The organism is Pseudoruegeria sp. SK021, from assembly GCF_002119405.1.
Lineage (GTDB): Bacteria > Pseudomonadota > Alphaproteobacteria > Rhodobacterales > Rhodobacteraceae > Meridianimarinicoccus.
The window spans coordinates 379,435-402,380 of record NZ_MTBG01000001.1; the positions used below are offsets into that span (position 1 = coordinate 379,435).

Below are 22,946 nucleotides of genomic sequence, written 5' to 3' on the forward strand. Positions count from 1 at the left end.
TGCGGCGAAACCCCCCAAACGCGAAGACCCGCAAGTCCCCGCGCTGGCAATGGCGCAGCGCGGAAACTTCCGGGTCTCAATTCGTCGGCTCAGATGGTGTTAAGCAGACTTCTTTTCCCAAGCGAATTTGCGGAACGGCTCGTCGATCGGGGTTTGAGCCAGATGGTTGGTGAAGTTGCTCATCACCTTCTGGGCAACACCCAGCACCACTTCCAGCACCTGACGCTTGGTATAACCGGCATCAAGGAAGGTCTGAACCTGCTCGTCCGAGACTTCGCCGCGCTGACGTACGACCTGAAGGGTAAAGGTGCGCAGCGCCTCAAGATGGGCGGTCGGCAGCGGCGTCTCGTCGCGCAGGGCATCGTTCAGCGATGCATCGACGCCCATGCTCAGCGCGATCCCGGTATGGGCCGGCACGCAATAATGGCACGCATGCTCGACGTTGATCGTCTGCCAGACCACGGTCGTCTCGTCAGCATCGAAGCTGCTGTTGGCAAAGGCAGTGTGGGCAACCTGATACGATTCCAGCAGACCCGGCGCTTCGGCCATTACCGCGTGCAGCCCGGGCAGACGGCCAAACGCTTTTTTCGACTTTTCGATCAGCGGCTGGCTGGCCTCAGGGGCGGTGTCGGCGGTGTGGAGGGTGAAGTCGGCCATGATATGGCTCCTTGCATTCAATTTCGGTCAGAACCGTCGTGCGGAACATGCCTCTACCTATGATGTTTGAGCGATTGCTCAAGCCCCTGATTGAGCAATCACTCAAACGTGAGGGAAATCGGCCCGAAACAGGGCGCTTTCTGCCCCACGATCCGCCTCCGTCTCTGGGAAATTCCGCAAAAGGCGTTATATTCGATCGCATAATGTTGACCCGCACCCCGCATCACGACCGCAACCAAGCGCTGGACAAGGCCATGACCCTGTTCTGGAAGCAGGGCTATGGCGCCACATCGATGAAGCATCTTGAGGCCGCGTTGGGGATGCACCCGGGCAGCATTTATGCGGCGTTCCAAAGCAAAGAGATGCTGTTCTGTCTCTCGTTGCAACGCTACTTCGCCCAACTGGGTTCCGCACGGGCCGCGATCAGTGACACCGCCGCCAGCCCGCTAGACGGTCTCGCCCGGTTCCTACGCGAAGCCCACCCGGTGATGTGCGACGACGCGCCCATTCCGGCCTGTATGCTGGCACGCACCTCATTGGAAATCGGCGGCACCCCCGGCCCGATCACCGAGACCTTGGCCGAGATTCTGCGCCAAAACGAAGCCAGCATCGCCCAAAGCTTTGCCGAGGCCCAAGCCATAGGCCAACTGCGGGCCGATGCCGATCCGCAGGCGTTGGCGCGCCGGTTGCAAGTGCGCTTGATGGGGCTCAGCGCCTATGGCCAGATCCCCAGCCACCGCGCCGCAACCTTGGCCATGGGCGAAGACCTCGCGCAGGAAATCGAAGCCATGGCCGAGCCGGGCTGGCACACGCCGCGATCCTAATCTGGCATCCAGACCGGTCTGGACAGCGCCGCCAATGTCAGGCACCAAACCCGGGCCCCATTCCGCGCCGGAGACCCCCTTTGGACATTTTTATTCGCTGCCTGTTCGCCTTCGCGCTGGTTGCAGCCACCGCCAATCCGACCAATTTCAGCTTCATGAGCTGGGCCATGGACAATTACCAAACCCAAATGCCCATCGTGGCCCTAATGGGCCTGTTGCTGTTCTCCGGCTGGATTATTTTCGTCCGGGCCAGCGTGCGGGCGCTTGGCGTGTTCGGCATGTGCCTTGTCGGCGCGATCTTCGCCGCCCTTGTCTGGGTGCTGTTCGATCAAGACTGGCTCAGCACCACCAACCGCGCCGCCACCGAATGGCTGGCCATCGTTGGCCTGTCGGTCGTGCTGGGCACCGGCCTCAGCTGGAGCCTGATCCGCCGTCGCATGTCCGGCCAAATCGACGTGGATGACGTGGATAACCGCTAAGGCGCATGCCGCCGCCCCCCCTTCCGTGACCTGAAAGGCCCCTGCCATGACCCTGAATCTCGACCTTCTGAAACGGCTTTGCGAAACGGCGGGCGTCCCCGGACAAGAAGACCGCGTCCGCGACCTGATCCGCAGCGAAATCGACGGCCTGTTTGACCATGTCGAAACCGACGCCATGGGCTCGTTGCTGTGCCGCCGCGACGGCACCGACGACGCCCCAACCAAGATCATGTTGCTCTGCCACATGGACGAGATTGGCTTTCTGGTCAGCCACATCACCGAAAAGGGCTTTTGCTATCTGCAACCGGTGGGCGGCTTTGACCCGCGCAATCTGTTTTCCCGCCGGGTTCGGGTCTGCACAGAGGGCGGCGACCTGCCCGGCGTGATGAACCCCGGCGGCCGCCCCGTCCATATCGCCTCGCCCGAGGACCGCAAAAAAGTTCCCGAAGTCAGTGAGTTCTTCGTCGATCTCGGCCTCGGCAAAGACACCGCCAACAAGGTCAATGTCGGTGACATGGTGGTGATGGAGGAACCCTTCGTCGAAATGGGCGACAAGGTGGTATCCAAGGCCCTCGACAACCGCGTCGCCTGCTGGCTGGGGATTGAGGCCATCCGCGCCTTGGGCGACCAACGCGGCGCCGCCGAAATTCACGTCGCCTTCACCTGTCAGGAAGAAGTCGGCCTGCGCGGCGCCCGCACCGCCGCCTTTGCCATCCAGCCCGATATCGGCATCGGCATCGACACCACCTTGGCCTGCGACACCCCCGGCGTGCCGGAACAGGACGCCACCACCATCCAAGGCAAGGGTTTCGGCCTGCATGTGCGCGACAGCTCGTTCATTGCCGACCGCGCTCTGGTGGCAGAATTCGCCGCGCTAGCCGAAGCCGAAAGCATCCCCTATCAGCGCACCATGCTGCGCGCAGGCGGCCAAGACGGCGCTGCGGCGCAACAATCGGCTGCCGGGGCCCGCGCCATCGGCATCGTGGTTGGCACCCGCTATATCCACACGGTCACGGAAATGGTCGACATCGCGGATCTGACAGCCGCGCGCGACATCCTGATCGCCTATCTCAAATCGGTGTCGTAACCCACCTACCCCCCCTGATGCGCGCGATGCGGCCCCTGCCCACCCGGCCCAAATGGCTCGGAATTGGCCCAAGGTCAGCCTGTCGCGCGGGTCGGGGGTTGCAGGCAGGCGCTACAGCCTTTAGGTGACACCATCGAATAACACCAAGGTCCGCCCGATGGAAAACATCATCCTCATCGTCCACCTGATTCTGGCTCTGTGCCTGATTGGGGTCGTGCTGTTGCAGCGCTCCGAAGGGGGTGGTCTTGGCATGGGGAGTGGCGGTGGTGGTGGTGCCATGAGCGGACGCAGTGCAGCGACCGCCCTTGGGAAGCTGACATGGATGTTCGCAATTGCCTTTATCGGCACGTCGGTCGCCCTGACCATCGTGGCGGCACGGAATTCGGCGGACAGCTCTATCCTTGACCGGTTCGGCGGCGCGGCCCCTTCGATTCCCGCACCGACAACACCGAACCAACCGCTGGGCACGGACCTGTTGCCTCCCACTACGGGTAACGCCCCCTTGGCGCCCCCGCGTGCGGACTGATCCCTACAACCTATAGTTTCTTCTCGACGCTGTTCACAGGATGTTGCGGGAAACCGCCGAATCTTGTATGGCCATAGTCCCGTGAGACTGCGTTTCCGGGCCCGGCCCGACGCGGCCTGACCCATGCTGTCACGGAAAGGCACCCAGACATGACCCGTTATATTTTCATCACCGGCGGCGTGGTGTCTTCGCTTGGAAAAGGCTTGGCATCGGCGGCACTTGGCGCGCTGCTTCAGGCCCGCGGCTTTACCGTCCGCCTGCGCAAGCTCGACCCCTATCTCAACGTCGATCCCGGCACGATGTCGCCCTTCGAACATGGCGAGGTCTTTGTCACGGACGACGGCGCCGAGACCGATCTGGACCTTGGCCACTACGAACGCTTCACCGGCGTGTCAGCCCGGCGCACTGACTCCGTCTCGTCTGGCCGGATCTATTCCACAGTGCTGGAAAAGGAACGTCGCGGCGATTACTTGGGCAAAACCATTCAGGTGATCCCCCACGTCACCAACGAAATCAAAGATTTCATCAATATCGGTGATGGCGAGGTTGATTTCTGCCTCTGCGAAATCGGCGGCACCGTCGGCGACATTGAAGGCCTGCCCTTCTTCGAAGCGATCCGCCAGTTTTCCCAAGACAAGCCGCGCGGTCAATGTATCTTCATGCACCTGACCCTGCTGCCTTATCTGGCCGCCAGCGGCGAGTTGAAGACCAAGCCGACCCAACACTCGGTCAAGGAATTGCGCGCCATCGGCATCGCCCCCGATGTCCTCGTCTGCCGTTCGGAACACCCGATTCCCGACCGCGAGCGCGAGAAGATCGGCCTGTTCTGCAATGTCCGCAAAGAAGCCGTCATCGCCGCCTACGACCTGAAGTCGATCTATGAGGCTCCGCTGGCCTATCACCGCGAAGGTCTCGATCAGGCCGTGCTGGACGCGTTTGGCATCTCGCCCGCCCCACGCCCGAACCTGTCGCGCTGGGACGATGTCATGGACCGCCTGACCCATGCCGAGGGCGAAGTTCGCGTCGGCATCGTCGGCAAGTACACCCAGCTGGAAGACGCCTATAAATCCATCGTCGAGGCCCTGACCCATGGTGGCATGGCCCACCGTGTCCGGGTTCGCGCCGAATGGATCGACGCCGAGATCTTCGGCCGTGAAGACGCCTCGCCCATGCTGGAAGGCCTGCATGCCATTCTCGTGCCCGGCGGCTTCGGCGAACGGGGCACCGAAGGCATGATCAAGGCGGCGCAATACGCCCGCGAACACCAGATCCCCTATCTTGGCATCTGCCTTGGGATGCAGATGGCAGTGATCGAAGCCGCCCGCAACCTTGCCAGCCTGCCCGATGCCGGCTCGGAAGAGTTCGACCACGAATCGTCCGGCGAGCGGCGCTTTACCCCGGTCGTCTACCACCTCAAGCAGTGGGTGCAGGGCAACCACACCGTGGCGCGCAAGGTCGGCGACAACAAGGGCGGCACCATGCGTCTTGGGGCCTACACCGCCAAACTGACCCCCGGCTCCAAGGTCTCGGACATCTACAACGCCACCTCGATCGAGGAACGGCACCGTCATCGGTATGAGGTCGACATGACCTATCGGGACGCTTTGGAAGATCACGGCATGATCTTCTCGGGCCTGTCGCCCGACGCAAAATTGCCCGAGATCATCGAAGTGAAGGACCACCCGTGGTTCATCGGCGTGCAGTTCCACCCAGAACTGAAATCCAAGCCCTTCGCCCCGCATCCCTTGTTCGCCGACTTCGTGCGGGCCGCCAAGGATGTGTCGCGACTGGTCTGACGGCGCACTAAAATATACCAGATCCGACGCGGGTGCCCTGAACGGCACCCGCGTTTTTTTATGCGCCGCGATTGGCTGCGCCCAGATCTTGGCGCGGCCTCCACGTAGGCGAAGCGCGCAAAACCACTGTCATCCTGACCCAGAATCGACAAAGGGCCGCCGCGAACACCGTCGCGACGACCCTTTCAATTCCGATAATGCACCGTGATCACGGTCCGACAAAAGTCCGATGAAAGTCCGACGTTATTCCGAACCGCAATTTCGCGCTTATGCCGCCCCTCCGGGCAGGCCGCCGGTCAAGACATACCGCAGGATCGCAGTCACCTGTTCAGGCGTCTCAGCCACTGCCAGCGCCGCCGCATCGACCTCTTTCAGGGCATGCTGGTGCGCCGCGCCATGCAGCACGATCAGCGCCTTTCCAAGCGCCGCCGCATAGCCGGCATCAAACGCGGCGTTCCATTGTTTGTACTGGTCGCCAAAGCGCACAACCACAACATCCGCGTCCTCGATCCCCTTGCGGGTGCGGATCGCATTCAGCTTTGCGCCCTTGTGATCATGCCAGTACTTGCTTGATTCCGCGCCCAAAATCGCCACGCCGCAATCATCGCTTGCGGCGTGATCGGTCACAGGACCATCAAAGGACACGTCCAAATCGGCGCTGCCTGCCACGATCTGTTCGCGCCAGTCCGTGTGTATTTCGCCCGACAGATAAACCTTCAATGTCATGCTATATCCTCCCGATTGTGTCGCTTCAGGCGCGCAGGCTTCCGCCCGTCGCGGCCATCACCTTCTGCACGATTTTGCTGCTGACCGCTTCGATCTCGGCTTCGGTCAGGGTCTTGTCACGCGGCTGCAACCGCACTGAAATCGCCAAAGATTTCTTGCCCTCGCCCATCTGCGCCTCAGCCTTAGCGCCAGAAAATTCGTCAAAAACAACGACATCTGCGATCAGAACTTTGTCAACGCCCTGTGCCGCCTGAATCAAGGTCGCCGCTTCGACTTGGGCGTCGACCACGAATGCAAAGTCCCGCTCCACGGCCTGCAAACTGCTCAAGCTTAGCGCCGGACGGGTGGTTTGACGGGATTTTGGCTGCGGAATCCGCTCCAGATGCACCACGAAAGCCACGACCGGGCCTTTGACCCCCATCGCCTCGACAACTTTGGGATGCAGCTCACCAAATCCGGCCAGAGCCAACTTCGGCCCAAGGCAGAACCGGGCGGACCGGCCTGGGTGCCACCACGCATTCATCTTCCGCAGCGCTTTGGCCGAGGACGGCGCACCAGCCGCCGCCAGCACCGCTTCGGCATCCGCCTTGGCGTCATACAGATCCACCGGCCTGCGACCACCATGGACGTTGCGTGGCCCGGTCTGGCCCACCAAAATCCCAGCAATCTGAAGCTCTTGCTCGCCAGGCTCACCACCCTCAAAGGCAGGGCCGACCTCGAACAGGGCCATGTCGGTGATCCCCCGCGCCTGATTGCGGGCCGCTGCGGCCAGAAGCCCCGGCAACAACGCCGGACGCATATGGCTCATCTCACTGGAGATCGGATTGGCCAACCGTGTGGCCTCGGTCCCGCCGCCGAACAATGCCGCCGAGGTCTGATCAATAAAACTGTAGGTGACGCATTCGTTGTAGCCCAGCGACGCCGCTGTCCGCCGCGCCAGCCCTTCGCGGACCTGCACCGGCGTCAGGATCGGACGTGGCACCCCAGCGGACATCCGCGCCAACGGACGGCCTTCCAGACCTGTGAGAGAGGCAATCCGCGCCACCTCTTCGACCAGATCAGCCTCGCCCAGCACGTCAGGCCGCCAGCTTGGAACCGCGACCTGATCCCCGTCCACAACAAAGCCCAAAGCCGCCAGCGTGGCCACCTGCGTTTCGGCCGGAATCTCCATGCCAACAAGGCTTTGAACCCGGTCGGTGTTCAGCGGATAGCTGCGCGATGTGTCAGGAACAGAGCCGGCTACGACCACCTCAGAGGGCGATCCACCTGCGATGTCCAAAATCATTTTGGTGGCCGCTTCCAGCCCATGTGGGGTCCATGCCGGGTCGATGCCGCGTTCAAACCGATAGCGCGCGTCCGAGTTGATCCGCAACTTGCGGCCGGTCATCGCGGTCTGGACCGGCGCAAAATAGGCCGCCTCGACGAACACATTGACGGTGTCTTCGGTGACGCCCGTGTGCAGGCCGCCCATCACGCCGCCGATGCTTTCGATGCCATCGTCGTCGGAAATCACGGTCATGCCCGGTTCGAACGTATAAGTCTTTTCGTCCAGCCCGACTAATGTCTCACCGCCGACGGAGCGATGCACCCGCAGCCCGCCCCGGACCTTGTCGGCATCAAACACATGCAGTGGCCGGTTGCGGTCGAAGGTGAAGAAGTTGGTGACATCGACCAGAAAGCTGATCGGACGCAAGCCAATCGCGCGCAGGCGTTGCTGCAGCCATTCCGGCGAGGGGCCGTTTTTGACACCGCGGATCAGGCGGCCGTAAAAGACCGGGCACTGTTCAAGCGTGTCGTCGTCAATCTGCACCGACACCGGACAGGGAAACGCGCCCGGCACCACAACATCCGGTGCGGGCTTTAGTGTGCCCAGCCCCCGCGCAGCCAGATCGCGGGCAATCCCGCGCACACCTAACGCATCGGGCCGGTTTGGCGTGATCGCAATTTCGATAACCGGATCGACCCGAACCGGATCATTGATCGCCAGCCAGTTGGCAAAGCTATCGCCGACAGCCCCCGAGGCCAATTCAATGATGCCGTCATGTTCTTCGCTAAGTTCTAACTCGCGCTCAGAGGCCATCATCCCGAAGCTTTCGATGCCCCGGATTTTGCCGACCGAAATGGTGATATCCAGCCCCGGAATATAGGTTCCCGGCTTGGCGACCACGACGGTGATCCCGGCCCGCGCATTGGGCGCACCACAGATGATCTGCTGGACCCCGTCGCCGGTTTCGACCATGCAGACCTGCAAGCGGTCGGCCTCGGGGTGCTTTTCGGCGGATTGGACATAGCCAAGCGTAAACGCCGACAGCGCCGCCGCCGGGTTTTCGACCCCCTCGACCTCCAACCCCAGATCAGTCAGGGCCTCGGTGATGTCCTCGACGCTGGCGTCGGTTTCGAGGTGCTCTTTCAGCCAAGAGAGGGTGAATTTCATCGATTTCTATCCATCCGTGTCCGCTGTTCGGACGTTTCGGGCGTGGTCTGGCCGCTTCTGCCCGGCCCAGCCCCTGTCATCTTCACACTCGGCCTCGAATTCCGAGACCCGCCAGCAACCCGCCATGCCATAGGCACGCAGCGCCTGACTTTAGTGGGGCGTCATCCCCGAAAAATGCACCACCGCAATGGTCGCCACGGTCACGAGTACCGGCAAAACTATGGCCGGGAGCATCATCTTGCCCCAAGCCGGTGCCTGCACAGACGGGGCCATCGCGGCATCGCGCAGCGCGGTAATTTCGTTACGGATCTCGGTCATCGCAGTGTTCTGATCGGCCCGAAGCGCGTCGTTATCCCGGCGCAATTTTTCATAACCGGCCAGTAGCCGTTCGTGATCTTCGCGAAAGACCTGTTCCAGATTGGCGCGCAGGACGGCATAGCCGCGATATTCAAGTTTTAGATCCGCAATCCGGTTCATATAGACCGTGCCAGACACCAGCCGGCGGCGCTGCATTTCTTCAAGTTGGGTGAACAACGCCTCCCAACTTGCCGAGACGTCAGCATCGCTGCCATGCGGCATGCCAAAAGCTTCTGGAGCCGCCTCCCAGGTCATAGCAAAGGCGTGGTCGTCCTGCTCCGGATCGTTCTCACGCTCTGCCAAGCGGTTTAGAATGCGCTTTTCAAGGTCACTGTCATAGTTCAACGGCTTAGCCCTCTGTGCAATGTCGGCACATCCAGCGCAGAGAAACCGAAATGACGCAACCAGCGCAGATCGCTATCGAAGAACGCCCGCAGGTCCGGCGCGCCATATTTCAGCATCGCCAGACGATCGATGCCGATCCCAAAGGCGAAACCCTGCCATTCCTCTGGATCGACCCCGGCCGAACGCAGCACATGCGGGTGCACCATGCCCGAGCCCAGAACCTCTAGCCAGCCGTCGCCCTCGCCGATGCGCAACTGCCCATCGACCCAAGAACACTGAATGTCGACCTCAGCGGACGGCTCAGTGAAAGGGAAGTGACTGGCGCGGAACCGGGTCTTGATGCCGTCGACTTCGAAGAACGCGGCAAAAAACTGTTCCAAAACCCATTTCAAATTGGCCATGGAAACGTCTTTGCCGATCGCCAGACCTTCGATCTGATGGAACATCGGGGTGTGGGTCTGGTCGTAATCGGCGCGATACACCCGTCCCGGCGCAATCACGCGGATCGGCGCGCCATTGGCTTGCATCGACCGGATTTGCACCGGGCTGGTATGGGTCCGCAGCACATGTGGTGGCCGCTCGTCGCCCTCAGCCCGCTGAAGATAGAATGTGTCCATCTCTTGCCGTGCCGGATGGTGGCCGGGGATGTTCAACGCGTCGAAATTATAGAAATCGGTCTCAATCTGCGGCCCTTCGGCCACGACAAAGCCCATATCAGCGAAGATCGCGGTGACCTCTTCGGTCACTTGGCTGACCAGATGTATCGTTCCGGGTGCCCGAACGGCACTGCGCCCCGGCAACGTCACGTCCAGCCATTCACTGGCCAAACGCTCTTCCAGCGCTGCATCGGCCAGTGCGGCTTTGCGGGCCGCCAGTGCCGAGGTGATCTCGTCCTTCAGCGCATTGAGTTTCGGCCCTTCGACCAAGCGCTGCTCTGGGTCCATCTTCCCCAGACCGCGCATCATCAGGGCGACCTCGCCCTTCTTGCCGATCGCCTGCAGGCGCAGCGCCTCTAGCGCAGCTTCGTCCGCCGCTGCTGCAATCGCCATCAGATATTTATTCCGAAGATCGTCCATCGGGGCCCCCGCGCTTACTTGCTGATCTGCTACCCACAGCCGGGATCGAATGCAACCCGGCGTAAGGCGGAATTGCCCGCAGCCAAGGCCCCAAGCCCCCCAGTCGCCCTATCCGCCCCACCCGGCGCCCTGCATCTCGCGCAGGCGGCTTGCCGTGCGCTCAAACTCGAACGATCCCGTTCCCAGCGTGTACAAATCCTCCGGCAGCGCCGCTGCGGACATCACCAGACGCACCTTGGCTTCATAGAGTGCGTCTACCAGCGTCACGAACCGCTTGGCTTGATTGAAATTACCCTCAGCCAGTTGCGGAACATCCTCAAGGATCAGCACCCGCACCGCATCGGCCACCGCCAAATAATCCGCCGGCCCCAAGGGCTGGCCGCACAAATCCCAGAAACTGACCCGGGCGACGCCATTGTGGAACCGTGGCAGATCCACCATCCGTCCCTTCACCCGCAGGTGCAGGCCTTTTACGGGATCGTTCGCGCCCAGTTGCGTCAGGTCGGCCCAGATCGCATCCAGCGCTGCGCGGGCCTCGGCATCGGCGGGCGTAAAGTAAACCGCCGCCCCGGCCATCCGCCCTTGCCGGTAATCCGTTTCGCCCTGAATTTCCCAGACCCGCAATCGGGCCTTAATTTCATTGATAAACGGCACAAACAGCGCCCGGTTCAAACCATCCTTATAAAGGTCTTCCGGCGGCCTGTTTGATGTGGTCACCACCACCACGCCCGCCGCAAACAGCCGCTCGAAAAGTCGCCCAACGATCATCGCATCGGTGATATCGGTGATTTGCATCTCGTCAAACGCCAGCAGCCGCACTTCGGCCGCAATGGCATCGGCCACCGGCACTATCGCATCGTCAACGCCGCGCTTGCGGGCCTCATGCAACCCGGATTGAATCTCTTGCATGAACGCATGGAAATGCACCCGGCGCTTGGGCACTGGCACTGCCGCCACGAACAAATCCATCAGCATGGATTTCCCGGTACCGACCCCGCCCCATAAGTAGAGGCCCTGCACTGGCTCTGGCGGCTTTCTGCGGCCGAAAAAACCCGGCTTCGGCACGGGCCGGGCCAAGTCAACACAGATTCGCTCCAGCTCTGGCAGGACCGCTTCCTGCGCTGGATCGGGACGGATGGCGCCTTCGGCGACGCGGGCGGCGTAGATGTCTTTAAGTTCGGCCATGGATGCTGCTTAGCGCGGACGCGCGTCTGCCGAAACAGGCCGCTTTGCCGCGCATACCCTGCCCCGATAGCGCGCGGTCATCGGTGCGCCACAGGCGGCCCTGCCGGATCAGGTTCAGCCCCGAACCAGACCATATAGACCGCCGGACCGGCATCGGTTTTGGGCACGATGCCGACACCCACCGCCTTCCAGTCAAACCGCGCCCAGATGCCCCGATTCAGGATCACCGGCGCGTGACTGGCCGATGTCATCCAGCTGTCGACTGCCGCATCACCAGTGGCATAGCCCCATGCCAGAATTTCGTAGCCGTTGCCGCAATAGGCGGTGCCCAAACGGCGCGGCGCCTGCCACATCGCTTCGGGGAAATCGTGATTGGTCGGATAGGGCGCATCGCTCCAGCTGTGGTAACTGGTGCCGGGGCGAAACTGTTGCGGCCCGCCCAGAAAATTCCGCGACATGTCAGTGGCATGGCGCGCCGCCACCAAAGACAAGCTTTTCGACAACGGAATGCGAGGCAGACCGCGGGCCGCCCGTTCGGCCATGATCCGGTCATAGACTGCGCGTTCTTCGGCATCCAAACCGTCACTGGGCGCTGATTTGCGAAAATCAACCGCCAACTCGCCGGTGATCGGCTGCGCCTTACCAATCAACGGCGCGCTGCAACTGTTGCCGCCTGCTTTGGGTGATACCGACGCGCCACATCCTGCCAGCGCCAAACCCAAAATAAGGGCCAGCCCCATCTGCCAGCGCCGACTGAAAATCCCACAAACCAAGCGCACCTGCCTCTGCCGCGCCACTGACCTATTCCACACCATGCGTCCTCACAAATATTCCCGCTCTTGGCCGCTGACCCGCTGCCAGAACCGCGGTCAAGATTGCACGAAAGCCTTTCGAATAAACCCCCGACAGTTCCGCCCGTGATCCTGATCATCACAAACCTTTGTTTGACCTATCCCGTCCGGATCCCCTAGGTCGAATCGAGGAGCGTACCATGCCACAAACCCGCCTTTTGACACCGGTCCTGCTAGCCGGATCGATGATCTTGTTGATCTGCTTCTCGATTAGATCGTCGTTTGGGATCTTCCAAATTCCCATTGCCTCGGAATTCGGCTGGGCCCGGGCCGAGTTTTCCATGGCAATCGCCATTCAGAATCTCGCATGGGGGATAGGCCAGCCGATCTTCAGCGCCATCGCGGAACGGTTCACCGATCGAAAAGCCATCATCATCGGCGCATTGACCTATGCCGCAGGTCTGATCCTGTCCAGTTTCGCTGTCACCCCGGGCGGGCATCAGGCCTACGAAGTTCTGGTGGGCTTCGGCATTGCTGGCACCGGATTCGGGGTCATTCTGGCTGTGGTTGGACGCGCCGCATCGGATGAGAACCGGTCGATGTCTCTGGCCATTGCCACCGCAGCCGGATCAGCCGGGCAGGTCTTTGGCCCGCCCATTGCCGAAGTGTTGCTCAACATCATGCCGTGGCAATCGGTATTTCTGGCCTTCGCCGGTGCCATCCTTGCCGCGTTGCTGTTTCTGCCTATGCTTCGGACCACAATGGCCCCGCGTTCGGCGTTGGATGCGCCGATGAGCACCATCCTGAAACAGGCCTTCAGCGACCCGTCCTATAGCCTGATCTTCTTGGGGTTTTTCTCTTGCGGCTATCAGCTTGGGTTTATGACAGCGCATTTCCCGGCATTTGTGACAGAGCTTTGCGGCCCGATCGCGTCAGGTGGGTTGCTACCCTCGCTCGGGATTACCAGCACATCCATTTTGGGCGCAGTTGCGTTTTCCCTGATCGGCCTTGCCAATATCGTCGGCACCCTAACCGCGGGCTGGCTGGGCAAACGCCTGCCGAAAAAATACCTTCTGGCCGGGATTTACACCGGGCGCACGCTGATTTCGGCATGGTTTATTCTGACCCCGATCACCCCGACAACAGTGCTGATCTTTTCTGCCTTGATGGGCGCCCTCTGGCTCGCGTCGGTGCCGCTAACCTCGGGGCTTGTGGCGCACATCTATGGCCTGCGCTACATGGGGACCCTTTATGGCATCGTCTTTTTCAGCCACCAGCTTGGATCCTTCCTTGGGGTTTGGCTCGGCGGGCGGCTCTATGATTTGACCGGGGGCTATACTTTGGTCTGGTGGGTGGGCATTGGCGTCGGGGCCCTGTCGGCAATCTTGCATCTGCCAATCCGCGAGGTTCCGCTGAACGCCCGCCTCGCCACGACCTGATCCCGGATCAGAACGAGATACCGGCGCCAAATGTTAGCGCCGTAAATCCATTATCACCGGACACGACACGAAACATGACCCGCGTGCGCGAGGGCGCATATCGGGCCAGATGCCCAGTTTCGAATTCCAGCCCGACCCCAACCCGCGCCAGCCATGGAATATCCAAAACTTCGCCCTGATCGCCCGTATATGCGGCATAGCTGGCCTCATAAACGCTGCGGACCGGACCGCCGAACTGGGACCAGCCGCGGATTGGGCGGCGCAGCCGCGCCACACCGGCAGTGGTCGCCACATTGGCGCTGACATCCACATCGGAAAAATCACCGAGCGGCACCAGCCGCATGGCAGTAGTCCGCAGGATCAGATCGATCTCTTTGTCGACGGCCCGGTACTTGTAATCCAGCGTCAGCGCGCCGCCATAGCCGCCTGCATACATGCCGTCACCGGCAATATAATCCGTGACGTCTTCATTGTCGTCGGACACGTCCGCGCTGCTGGTGATCCGGCCAAGGGCAACATCCAGCGTGGGACGAAGGACAAGCCCCTCCAACAAGGGGAATTCCCAGCCCACACCAAGGGTTGAGGAAAAGCTGGTCCAGCGCACATCAGCAGAGTCATCGCTTGCGCCATCGACCGAACTGTATTCCGGGGCGTAGTTCTGAAACGCGACATAGCCTTCAAAATAGAGCGGTCGGTCGGACTGAAGTCTGCGGCCACCGCCCAGTTGGCCATTCCGAAACCGGATGTCAGATTTTCGGGTCGATTCCACCGACAACAGCGATGAATAGGGATTAGGAACAACAGCAAAGCCCAACGCGGCCAATGCAGCCGTGACCTGCCCGTTTTCAGAGCTGAAATCGATATCGAGATCCCGCGCCATGGCGGACGGCGCCTGTCCGACCAATAGCGCAACAGGCACCAGAACGACCCTGCAGTGTGTGGAAATTGCTCGACGCGCCCAATTCATCCACCGATGTGTCATTGGCTCATGTCCCAAACCGCGCCCACCGACATCCGGCGGGTGGTCCATCTTCACGGCCACCCGACTACGAGTCAACAAGTGCGCCGAAAGCGCCAAAAATCCGATAAGCAGCGTGTCTTTTCAGCCCGTAACACCCACCGAACCACAGCGATCGCAGATCAATGGGGCGCACACTGGCGCCCCGTTTCCACATTCATTCTAATCTTGCGGTCTGAAATCAGGCCGCAATCTTCCGGCGCAGTCTCAGCCCGGAAATCGCCGCTAGGCCCCCAAGAAGCAGCGGCAAGGCCGCAGGAAGCGGAACGGTGGGAACAGGCGCAGGCAGCGGTTTCGCGGTCGGGACGATCCCTGCAAATGGCTGACTGTGCAACTCGCCGTTAGACAGGTTGATTGATTTGGCAATGACAGACCCTTCGGTTGAGCCAGAGAAGCCGGACATATGGGCCAGTGGGGCAAGAACTGATCCGACGATCTTGGTGTTGACCGCAATTGTCGTCGCCTCATAGAAATTCCATAGGATGTTGGGCGCGCCGGCGAACCCGCCCAAAACATTACCTGCGACCGTGACCGAGACCCCAGACACATTGATCAACATAGTGGTGGCCGCACCGGGTGTTAGGGTAAGGCCACCCCCGCTCAGTGCCGCCGCAGTTGTGTTGAACACGAACAAGCCGGAAGAATCCGGGGTGCCCGCGACAAATTTCTTGTTGTTGTGATCAGACAGGTTCGGGGCCACACCGGACAACGTACTGAGATAATTGGCCTCATCGATGAACGTCGCAAAATCAATGCTTGGAAAGCGCGCATCAAACGCCGGGTCAGTTGCGGACTGATTTTCAAGCTTGGTGCCGCCGTTGAAATGCTTCCCCGCAGCCTGTGTACCACCGATATGTGCTTCGCCGTTGCCATTCATGTTGACGTTCGAATTGACCGCCCCACGCACGGTGATGTCGTTCCCATTCAAGACATTGATCGTCCCGATACTGGACTGGCCGTTAACGACCAACGCATCATAGGAACTGGACACGGGCGGTGTGATCCCGACTTGCAGGGTCGACCCGGTCAAGTCACCACCGACATACAGCCGGCCTTCGACTTCCTGATTGGAGTTAAAATTAGATTCGGTGACGCCGTTGAACTGCATCAACGCGTGCTGGACCGACATCGAGGCTGCTGAAACGGCTCCTGCCGACACGGCGATTATCGCCGCCGATGTAAATATTTGGCAGGCACGCTGAACAGGAATAAAAGTCATGGTCGCTCTCCGCAGAGTCTGAGAAATGGATGCATTTATGCCATTTCAATAGAGTTCTCCGGCTCACGAAGTCGAGGGGGTCTTGGACCCATATTTAGGATTATAGTTAACGACACCAATCACTTACGAGAACCAATAGCCACCTCAGAAATAGCAACGGGCCCTCCCCATGTATTGCCATGAGAAGGGCCCGTTCCTCTGACGCGGAGCCACGTCAGACAAACAAGTTTTGTGATCTGACGCGGTTATGCCTCTTCGGAGGATTTTGCCCAGAGGTTAATCTCTTCGTCCGTGGCCAAGGTGTCGATTTCAGCCAGTTCGGCGGCGGTAAATTCAAGATTTTCAACGGCACCGGCACAGTCGACCACCTGTTCGGGCTTCGACGCACCGATCAGTGCCGTGGTGATCCCGCCATCGCGCAGCACCCAAGCAAGCGCCATCTGAGCAAGGGTTTGCCCCCTCGATTCGGCGATGGCATTCAGGCCGCGAATTTTGTCGATCGCCGCGTCGGACAGAAAGTCACGCTTCAGGGATTTGCCCTGCGTGGCGCGGCTACCTTCGGGAACACCCTTCAGATATTTGGTCGTCAGCATCCCTTGGGCCAAAGGCGTGAAGGCGATCGACCCGACGCCGAGTTCGGTCAGGGTGTCCTTCAACCCATCCCGCTCGACCCAACGGTTCAACATGTTATAGGACGGCTGGTGGATCACGCAGGGCGTGCCCAGGTCCTTCAGGATCGCCACGGCTTCGCGGGTGCGATCTGAGTTATAGGATGAAATCCCGACATAAAGCGCCCGACCCGACCGCACGATGTGATCCAGCGCACCCATGGTTTCTTCCAACGGGGTGTTCGGATCAAAGCGATGCGAATAGAAGATATCGACATAGTCCACGCCCATCCGCTTGAGCGATTGGTCACAAGACGCGATCAGGTACTTCCGGCTTCCCATTTCGCCATAGGGCCCCGGCCACATCCGATAGCCGGCCTTGGACGAAATGATCAGTTCGTCCCGATAGCCCGCAAAATCGGTCTTCAGAATTTCGCCGAAAGCTTCTTCGGCGCTGCCTGCAGGCGGACCATAATTATTGGCCAGATCGAAATGCGTGATGCCGTGATCAAAGGCGGTCCGACAGATCGACTGCTTCAATTCATGCGGGCGGTCGTGCCCGAAGTTATGCCACAATCCCAAAGAGATCGCGGGAAGCTTCAATCCAGATTTGCCGCAATGGCGATACACCATTTTCTCATAGCGGTCAGAGGCGGGCGAGTAGGACATCGACATTTTCTCCTGCAAATTGGCAAGGCGGACGCACCCGCCCTCGGTCTGGGCGCAGCATCGTTCCATCAGAACGAATGTCAACGTCAATGGTGCTTGTCCCACCTCACACACGTGTTGCCAGAAAGGTGACGTTAGGTCATAGTAAACGCCATCTTAATGCTTAACGTGTTTTATCTGCACTCCCGTAACGACCTCCGGCCACTGCATGGCCGCAGCGTCCAAGCCGAGAGCGCTTCATGGCATTCACATACAGTCTGATCTCCCGTGCTGATTTTTTGAAAGCCGCCGAACGTTTGGGGGTTTCTTTGGCCGTCATAAAGGCAGTGGCTGCGGTCGAAGGCCGGGGCAGCGGCTTTATCAACGGAACTGATCTTCCGAAAATCCTGTTCGAAGGCCACCATTTCAGTCGTCTGACCGGCGGGGTCTTCGATCACAAAGCCCCGTCTATTTCCTATCCGAAATGGACCACCAAGAACTACCGCAACGAAACCGGCGAATACGCCCGCCTAAAAACGGCCATTGAACTTAACCACAACGTCCCCGATCCGGCCTTGCAATCTGCGTCATGGGGGATGTTCCAGATCATGGGTTTCAATCATCGCGATGCGGGCTACAGCACCGTGACCGAGTTCGTCGATTGGATGTCCATGGGTGAAGATTACCACTTGGAGGCCTTCGTATCCTTCATCGAAGCCAAGAAGCTCGGCGATGAGTTACGCAGTGGCAAATGGGCTGATTTCGCCCTGCGCTATAATGGCCGCGACTATGCCAAAAACAAATACGACACCAAATTGGCGCAGGAGTTCCGCAAACATTCCATGATTGCCCAAGAGGAAGCCGGAAAAGGTACCTTCGCACTGGAACGCGGCGATTTGGCGGGTCTGCAGGCTGCCCTCAATATTGCCATCGACGCCGGCCTTGCCACAGATGGCTGGATCGGCCCCAAAACCCAGACCGCAATCCGCAAGTTCCAGTCCAGCAACGGGATGCCCCAGACCGGCGAAATCGACGCCGCCCTGTGCGCGGCGTTGGACGTGGATTGCAGCCATTACTTGAACACGGTGGGCGCATAAATGATTCAGGCTCTATTGATTTCCTCAGCGATCAAAATCGCCGCAGAATTCTTTCCGACCCTTGCCACAAAGATCGGCGGCAAGAATGCAGGTACGGTCGCGGAACAGATCGTCGAAGCGGCCTTGACAACGGCCAGTCTCGGCCCGGACGCCAGTGTCGAAGAGGTGATTTCCAAACTACGCGATGACCAGCAGGCCCAGCAGGAGCTTCAGATCAAGCTGTCGATGCTCGACGCCGAAGAAAGCGCACGTGAGTTGGCAGACCGCCAAAGCGCACGCGACTATCAGGCCACGGTGGGGGCGGATGGGCGCATGCGCGCGAACCTGATGCTTGGGGCCGTCGTTCTCGGCCTGATCGTCTGCATCTTCGTGATCGCCCGTCCGGGCGGGGTCGGTGATAACAACGCGGCATTCGGCCTGATCACCACCATTGCTGGGGCCCTTCTGAAAATGTTCAGTGACGCCTTCGCCTTTGAATTCGGCTCTTCCCGCGGGTCGCGGGATAAAAGCGAACAGATCAACAGATTCACCGATCAACTAGAGGCCGTGGGCCGCGAAAATACCGCACTGATTCGCCGGTCGATCCCCCCGGCAGCGGCACAGCAAGCTGCCGCCCCACCAACGCCGCCTGCCGCGACGGCGCCTGAAACCCAGTCCGCAGCGTTGACCACCACCCGGCCAGCCGATCCGCGCCCATTCTCGCGGATGCTGACCGAAGGTACGCTGAACATCCCTGTCTGATGCCCCGATTGAACCCGCAGCCCCCTACCTGTAAGAAGAGGCGATCACTTTCAGCGGAGTCACTTCAATGGCAGCCTACCAGTACGTCTATCACATGGATGGCGTCTCTAAAGCCTATCCCGGCGGCAAGAAATGCTTCGAGAATATTCGCCTGAACTTCTTGCCCGGCGTCAAAATCGGCGTCGTCGGCGTGAACGGGTCGGGGAAATCCACCCTGATGAAGATCATGGCCGGACTCGACAAAGATTACACCGGGGAAGCGTGGGCCGCCGAGGGGGCCCGGGTCGGCTATCTGCCGCAGGAGCCGGAACTGGACCCCAGTCTCGACGTGCGCGGCAACGTCATGCTGGGTGTCGCCGACAAAAAGGCCATCTTGGATCGCTACAACGAATTGGCGATGAATTACTCGGACGAGACCGCCGATGAAATGGCGGCGCTTCAGGATGAAATCGACGCAGGCAACCTTTGGGACCTCGACAGTCAGGTCGACATTTCCCTCGAAGCCCTACGCTGCCCCCCTGATGATGCCGACGTCACATCGCTTTCAGGCGGTGAAAAGCGCCGGGTCGCGCTGTGCAAGCTGCTGCTTGATGCGCCCGACATGCTGCTGCTTGACGAGCCGACCAACCACCTTGACGCCGAAACCATCGCCTGGCTGCAAAACCACCTGATCGCCTATAAAGGCACGATCCTGATCGTCACCCACGACCGCTATTTCCTTGATGACATCACGTCGTGGATTCTTGAGTTGGACCGTGGTCGCGGCATTCCGAACGAGGGCAATTATTCCACGTGGCTGGAAGCCAAGGCCAAACGCCTGATGCAGGAATCCCGTGACGACAAATCCAAGCAAAAGACGCTGGAACGGGAACTGGAATGGATGCGGCAAGGCGCGAAAGCCCGCCAAGCCAAATCCAAGGCCCGGATCAAGTCCTATAACGAAATGGCGGGTCAGTCCGAGCGCGAAAAGCTGGCCAATGCGCAGATCGTCATCCCGAACGGCCCGCGCCTTGGCGGCAAGGTGATCGAAGTCGAGGGCTTGAAAAAGCACATGGGCGACAAGCTGTTGATCGAAGACCTGACCTTTGCTCTGCCCCCCGGCGGTATTGTTGGCGTGATCGGCCCGAACGGCGCAGGTAAAACCACGCTCTTCCGGATGCTGACGGGACAAGAGCAGCCCGACGAAGGCACTGTTACATTCGGGGACACGGTGCAGTTGTCTTACGTCGATCAGGCCCGCGACGACCTCGATCCGAACGAAAACGTCTGGGAAGCCATCGCTGACGGTCTGGACGTGATCAAACTGGGCGACGCCGAAGTGAACGCCCGCGCGTATTGCTCGGCCTTCAACTTCAAGGGCTCGGACCAGCAGAAAAAGGTCAGCCTTCTGTCGGGGGGTGAGCGGAACCGCGTTCACATGGCCCGTCTGCTGCGCGAGGGCGGCAACGTCCTGCTGCTCGATGAGCCGACCAACGATCTCGACGTTGAGACCCTGCGGGCGCTGGAAGACGCGCTGGTGGACTTCGCGGGCTGCGCCGTGGTCATCTCGCACGACCGCTTCTTCCTCGACCGGATCTGCACCCACATCCTCGCCTTCGAAGGCGACGCCCATGTGGAATGGTTCGAAGGCAACTTCGCTGAATACGAAGAAGACAAGAAGCGGCGCCTCGGTGCCGACGCAGTGGAACCAAAGCGCATTCGCTTTAAAAAGTTCGCGCGCTAATCTTAAGAAAATTTCAGTTGCCGAGTGTCCCGCGTGGCCTCGGCAACTGGACACACACAGACGCATCGGGGCAAAATAAGCCTCCAGCGCGCACTGCCTGACCGACCCAAGGCAGACCAAATTATCTGAAAAATTGACGTTGCGATCAAACGACGGTGCATCGCGCTGCTTGGCCTACAGCCACCGCAGCGCGAGCGTGTTATCATTGTGTCGGCTGATAAAACACCAAACCCCAGACCGGACCGGTCTGGGGTTTGGGTAACAGTCGCAGGCGGCCTTTGGTCTATTCGTCCATTTTCAACGCAGAGATAAACGCCTGCTGCGGAATCTCGACCTTGCCGAACTGGCGCATCTTCTTCTTACCGGCCTTCTGCTTATCCAGCAGCTTGCGCTTTCGCGTCGCGTCACCACCGTAGCATTTCGCGGTCACGTCCTTGCGCATCGCAGACAAGGTCTCGCGGGCGATGACACGGCCACCGATGGCGGCTTGGATCGGAATCTTGAACATATGGCGCGGGATCAGCTCTTTCAGCTTCTCGCACATGGCGCGGCCGCGTTGTTCGGCCCGGTCCCGGTGGACCATCATCGACAAAGCATCCACGGGCTCATCATTGACCAGCACCTGCATCTTCACAAGGAAGTCTTCGCGGTAGCCTTCCATCTGATAGTCGAACGACGCATAGCCTTTGGTCACCGATTTCAGGCGATCGTAGAAGTCGAAGACGACCTCATTCAACGGCAGATCATAGACCACCATGGCGCGGGTCCCGGCATAGGTCATGTCCTGCTGAATACCGCGGCGGTCCTGACACAGCTTCAGAACATCGCCGAGATACTCGTCCGGCACCAGAATGGTTGCCTTGATGCGCGGCTCTTCGACCCGGTCGATGCTGGCGGGATCGGGCATGTCGGCCGGATTATGCAACTCAGTCATCGTGCCGTCGCGCTGATAGATCCGGTACACCACCGATGGTGCGGTGGTGATCAGGTCAATGTCATATTCCCGTTCGATCCGGTCGCGGATCACCTCAAGATGCAACAGCCCGAGGAAACCGCAGCGAAAGCCAAAGCCCAAGGCGGCTGAGGTTTCCATCTCGAAGGAAAAGCTGGCATCGTTCAGGGCCAGTTTCTCAATGGCATCGCGCAGGTCTTCGAACTCTGACGCATCGACAGGGAACAGGCCACAAAACACCACCGGCTGGGAGGGTTTAAAGCCCGGCAATGCCGCATCACACGGGCGTTTATCATGGGTGATGGTATCGCCGACCCGGGTGTCGCGAACCTGCTTAATGGAGGCATTGAGATAGCCGATCTCGCCCGGCCCCAGCGACTTGGCCGAGGTCATGGAAGGGCGGTAGACGCCCACATCATCAACGTCGTAGATGCCACCGGTCTTCATCATGCGGATGCGGTCGCCCTTTTTCAGGACGCCATCGATGATCCGGACAATGACAATCACCCCGAGATACGTGTCGTATTTGCTGTCGACCAACATGGCCTTGAGCGGCGCATCTGGATCGCCGCTGCTGGGCGGGGGCAGCCGGGTCACGATGGCTTCCAGAACGTCTGGAATGCCGATCCCGGTTTTCGCTGAAATCTCGACCGCATCATGGGCTTCGATGCCGATCACGTCCTCAATCTGGGCGCGCACCCGCTCGGGGTCGGCCGCAGGCAGGTCAACCTTGTTCAGGACCGGCACGATTTCGTGGTTGGCTTCGATCGCCTGATAGACGTTGGCAAGGGTCTGGGCCTCGACCCCTTGGCTGGCATCAACGACCAAAAGCGAGCCTTCGACGGCCCGCATCGACCGGGACACCTCATAGCCGAAATCAACGTGGCCGGGGGTGTCGATCAGGTTGAGAACATAGGTATGACCATCCTTGGCGGGATAATCGATCCGCACCGTATTGGCCTTAATGGTGATGCCCCGCTCGCGCTCAATATCCATTGAATCGAGCATTTGCGCCTTCATGTCCCGCTCGGCAACGGTGCCGGTGAGTTGAATGAGACGGTCGGCCAGGGTGGATTTCCCGTGGTCGATATGGGCAACGATGGAGAAGTTCCGGATGCGTGAAAGCTCTGTCATAGTCTGCATATGCTGTGGATTCGGGGAACGGTCAATGGCGCGATTCCTATGGCGTGGTCCGAACACGGGTCAAGATTGCGACCG

20 protein-coding genes are annotated in these 22,946 nt (G+C 60.1%); 9 read left to right on the forward strand and 11 right to left on the reverse strand.

What is annotated here, in order from left to right:
• Positions 1 to 99: 99 nt before the first annotated feature.
• Positions 100 to 657 carry a carboxymuconolactone decarboxylase family protein gene (locus tag BV911_RS01775; RefSeq protein ID WP_086051853.1) on the reverse strand — a complete coding sequence of 186 codons (558 nt, stop codon included), beginning with the start codon at positions 655 to 657 and terminating at the stop codon, positions 100 to 102.
• A 203-nt stretch (positions 658 to 860) separates the two neighbouring features.
• On the opposite strand from BV911_RS01775, the gene BV911_RS01780 reads away from it, so the two are divergent.
• The 5 genes from BV911_RS01780 (at position 861) to BV911_RS01800 (ending at position 5,369) form a co-directional block, all read left to right on the forward strand.
• Positions 861 to 1,481: a TetR/AcrR family transcriptional regulator gene (locus BV911_RS01780; protein WP_168183954.1), complete on the forward strand. Its 621-nt coding sequence runs from the start codon at positions 861 to 863 to the stop codon at positions 1,479 to 1,481.
• 80 nt (positions 1,482 to 1,561) lie between these two features.
• On the forward strand, positions 1,562 to 1,960 hold the full coding sequence (locus BV911_RS01785; RefSeq protein WP_086051855.1) for a DUF6524 family protein: 399 nt from the start codon (positions 1,562 to 1,564) through the stop codon (positions 1,958 to 1,960).
• A gap of 52 nt (positions 1,961 to 2,012) precedes the next feature.
• Positions 2,013 to 3,047, forward strand: coding sequence for a M42 family metallopeptidase (locus BV911_RS01790; protein ID WP_086052019.1), 1,035 nt, complete (start codon positions 2,013 to 2,015; stop codon positions 3,045 to 3,047).
• A 157-nt stretch (positions 3,048 to 3,204) separates the two neighbouring features.
• Positions 3,205 to 3,573, forward strand: coding sequence for a preprotein translocase subunit SecG (secG, locus tag BV911_RS01795; protein WP_086051856.1), 369 nt, complete (start codon positions 3,205 to 3,207; stop codon positions 3,571 to 3,573).
• Between the two features lie 149 nt (positions 3,574 to 3,722).
• Complete coding sequence (locus tag BV911_RS01800; protein ID WP_086051857.1) at positions 3,723 to 5,369, forward strand: CTP synthase; 1,647 nt, start codon at positions 3,723 to 3,725, stop codon at positions 5,367 to 5,369.
• A gap of 267 nt (positions 5,370 to 5,636) precedes the next feature.
• Here BV911_RS01800 and BV911_RS01805 read toward each other — a convergent pair whose 3' ends face one another.
• The 6 genes from BV911_RS01805 to BV911_RS01830 form a co-directional block, all read right to left on the reverse strand.
• A complete protein-coding gene (locus BV911_RS01805) occupies positions 5,637 to 6,095 on the reverse strand; it encodes a YtoQ family protein (protein ID WP_086051858.1) in 459 nt (152 codons plus the stop codon).
• Between the two features lie 25 nt (positions 6,096 to 6,120).
• Positions 6,121 to 8,529 carry a phenylalanine--tRNA ligase subunit beta gene (gene pheT, locus BV911_RS01810; RefSeq protein WP_086051859.1) on the reverse strand — a complete coding sequence of 803 codons (2,409 nt, stop codon included), beginning with the start codon at positions 8,527 to 8,529 and terminating at the stop codon, positions 6,121 to 6,123.
• Between the two features lie 150 nt (positions 8,530 to 8,679).
• Positions 8,680 to 9,231, reverse strand: coding sequence for a hypothetical protein (locus BV911_RS01815; protein ID WP_086051860.1), 552 nt, complete (start codon positions 9,229 to 9,231; stop codon positions 8,680 to 8,682).
• Entirely contained in the window at positions 9,228 to 10,307 is a 1,080-nt protein-coding gene (pheS, locus tag BV911_RS01820; protein ID WP_086051861.1) for a phenylalanine--tRNA ligase subunit alpha, read from the reverse strand. Before pheS ends, BV911_RS01815 begins: the two co-directional genes overlap by 4 nt.
• A gap of 108 nt (positions 10,308 to 10,415) precedes the next feature.
• Positions 10,416 to 11,492 (reverse strand): cell division protein ZapE, encoded by a 1,077-nt coding sequence (gene zapE / locus BV911_RS01825; protein WP_086051862.1) that lies wholly within the window; start codon positions 11,490 to 11,492, stop codon positions 10,416 to 10,418.
• A 77-nt stretch (positions 11,493 to 11,569) separates the two neighbouring features.
• Positions 11,570 to 12,232, reverse strand: a complete 663-nt coding sequence (locus BV911_RS01830; RefSeq protein ID WP_139840012.1) for a CAP domain-containing protein — start codon at positions 12,230 to 12,232, stop codon at positions 11,570 to 11,572.
• Between the two features lie 251 nt (positions 12,233 to 12,483).
• Here BV911_RS01830 and BV911_RS01835 point away from each other — a divergent pair, with 251 nt between their 5' ends.
• Positions 12,484 to 13,722, forward strand: a complete 1,239-nt coding sequence (locus BV911_RS01835; protein WP_086051864.1) for an MFS transporter — start codon at positions 12,484 to 12,486, stop codon at positions 13,720 to 13,722.
• A 7-nt stretch (positions 13,723 to 13,729) separates the two neighbouring features.
• On the opposite strand, the gene BV911_RS01840 is transcribed toward BV911_RS01835, so the two are convergent.
• The 3 genes from BV911_RS01840 to mgrA form a co-directional block, all read right to left on the reverse strand.
• Positions 13,730 to 14,641: a hypothetical protein gene (locus BV911_RS01840; RefSeq protein ID WP_086051865.1), complete on the reverse strand. Its 912-nt coding sequence runs from the start codon at positions 14,639 to 14,641 to the stop codon at positions 13,730 to 13,732.
• Between the two features lie 280 nt (positions 14,642 to 14,921).
• Positions 14,922 to 15,959, reverse strand: a complete 1,038-nt coding sequence (locus BV911_RS01845; protein WP_086051866.1) for a choice-of-anchor A family protein — start codon at positions 15,957 to 15,959, stop codon at positions 14,922 to 14,924.
• A gap of 245 nt (positions 15,960 to 16,204) precedes the next feature.
• Entirely contained in the window at positions 16,205 to 17,236 is a 1,032-nt protein-coding gene (gene mgrA / locus BV911_RS01850) for an L-glyceraldehyde 3-phosphate reductase (protein WP_086052020.1), read from the reverse strand.
• A 239-nt stretch (positions 17,237 to 17,475) separates the two neighbouring features.
• Here mgrA and BV911_RS01855 point away from each other — a divergent pair, with 239 nt between their 5' ends.
• From BV911_RS01855 to ettA, 3 genes are all read left to right on the forward strand, one after another.
• Positions 17,476 to 18,312 (forward strand): N-acetylmuramidase domain-containing protein, encoded by an 837-nt coding sequence (locus BV911_RS01855; protein ID WP_086051867.1) that lies wholly within the window; start codon positions 17,476 to 17,478, stop codon positions 18,310 to 18,312.
• Positions 18,313 to 19,053, forward strand: a complete 741-nt coding sequence (locus tag BV911_RS01860; protein WP_086051868.1) for a hypothetical protein — start codon at positions 18,313 to 18,315, stop codon at positions 19,051 to 19,053.
• A 67-nt stretch (positions 19,054 to 19,120) separates the two neighbouring features.
• Positions 19,121 to 20,776: an energy-dependent translational throttle protein EttA gene (gene ettA / locus BV911_RS01865; RefSeq protein WP_086051869.1), complete on the forward strand. Its 1,656-nt coding sequence runs from the start codon at positions 19,121 to 19,123 to the stop codon at positions 20,774 to 20,776.
• A gap of 283 nt (positions 20,777 to 21,059) precedes the next feature.
• On the opposite strand, the gene lepA is transcribed toward ettA, so the two are convergent.
• Complete coding sequence (gene lepA / locus BV911_RS01870; protein WP_168183955.1) at positions 21,060 to 22,862, reverse strand: translation elongation factor 4; 1,803 nt, start codon at positions 22,860 to 22,862, stop codon at positions 21,060 to 21,062.
• Positions 22,863 to 22,946 lie beyond the last annotated feature (84 nt).

Coding starts and splice junctions, on each gene's coding strand:
- zapE (WP_086051862.1), bottom strand. CDS start 11,492: ATGGCCGAACTTAAAGACATCTACGCCGCCCGCGTCGCCGAAGGCGCC.
- BV911_RS01845 (WP_086051866.1), bottom strand. CDS start 15,959: ATGACTTTTATTCCTGTTCAGCGTGCCTGCCAAATATTTACATCGGCG.
- pheT (WP_086051859.1), bottom strand. CDS start 8,529: ATGAAATTCACCCTCTCTTGGCTGAAAGAGCACCTCGAAACCGACGCC.
- mgrA (WP_086052020.1), bottom strand. CDS start 17,236: ATGTCCTACTCGCCCGCCTCTGACCGCTATGAGAAAATGGTGTATCGC.
- BV911_RS01780 (WP_168183954.1), top strand. CDS start 861: ATGTTGACCCGCACCCCGCATCACGACCGCAACCAAGCGCTGGACAAG.
- BV911_RS01805 (WP_086051858.1), bottom strand. CDS start 6,095: ATGACATTGAAGGTTTATCTGTCGGGCGAAATACACACGGACTGGCGC.
- BV911_RS01835 (WP_086051864.1), top strand. CDS start 12,484: ATGCCACAAACCCGCCTTTTGACACCGGTCCTGCTAGCCGGATCGATG.
- ettA (WP_086051869.1), top strand. CDS start 19,121: ATGGCAGCCTACCAGTACGTCTATCACATGGATGGCGTCTCTAAAGCC.
- BV911_RS01775 (WP_086051853.1), bottom strand. CDS start 657: ATGGCCGACTTCACCCTCCACACCGCCGACACCGCCCCTGAGGCCAGC.
- secG (WP_086051856.1), top strand. CDS start 3,205: ATGGAAAACATCATCCTCATCGTCCACCTGATTCTGGCTCTGTGCCTG.
- BV911_RS01800 (WP_086051857.1), top strand. CDS start 3,723: ATGACCCGTTATATTTTCATCACCGGCGGCGTGGTGTCTTCGCTTGGA.
- BV911_RS01830 (WP_139840012.1), bottom strand. CDS start 12,232: ATGGGGCTGGCCCTTATTTTGGGTTTGGCGCTGGCAGGATGTGGCGCG.
- lepA (WP_168183955.1), bottom strand. CDS start 22,862: ATGACAGAGCTTTCACGCATCCGGAACTTCTCCATCGTTGCCCATATC.
- BV911_RS01855 (WP_086051867.1), top strand. CDS start 17,476: ATGGCATTCACATACAGTCTGATCTCCCGTGCTGATTTTTTGAAAGCC.
- pheS (WP_086051861.1), bottom strand. CDS start 10,307: ATGGACGATCTTCGGAATAAATATCTGATGGCGATTGCAGCAGCGGCG.
- BV911_RS01860 (WP_086051868.1), top strand. CDS start 18,313: ATGATTCAGGCTCTATTGATTTCCTCAGCGATCAAAATCGCCGCAGAA.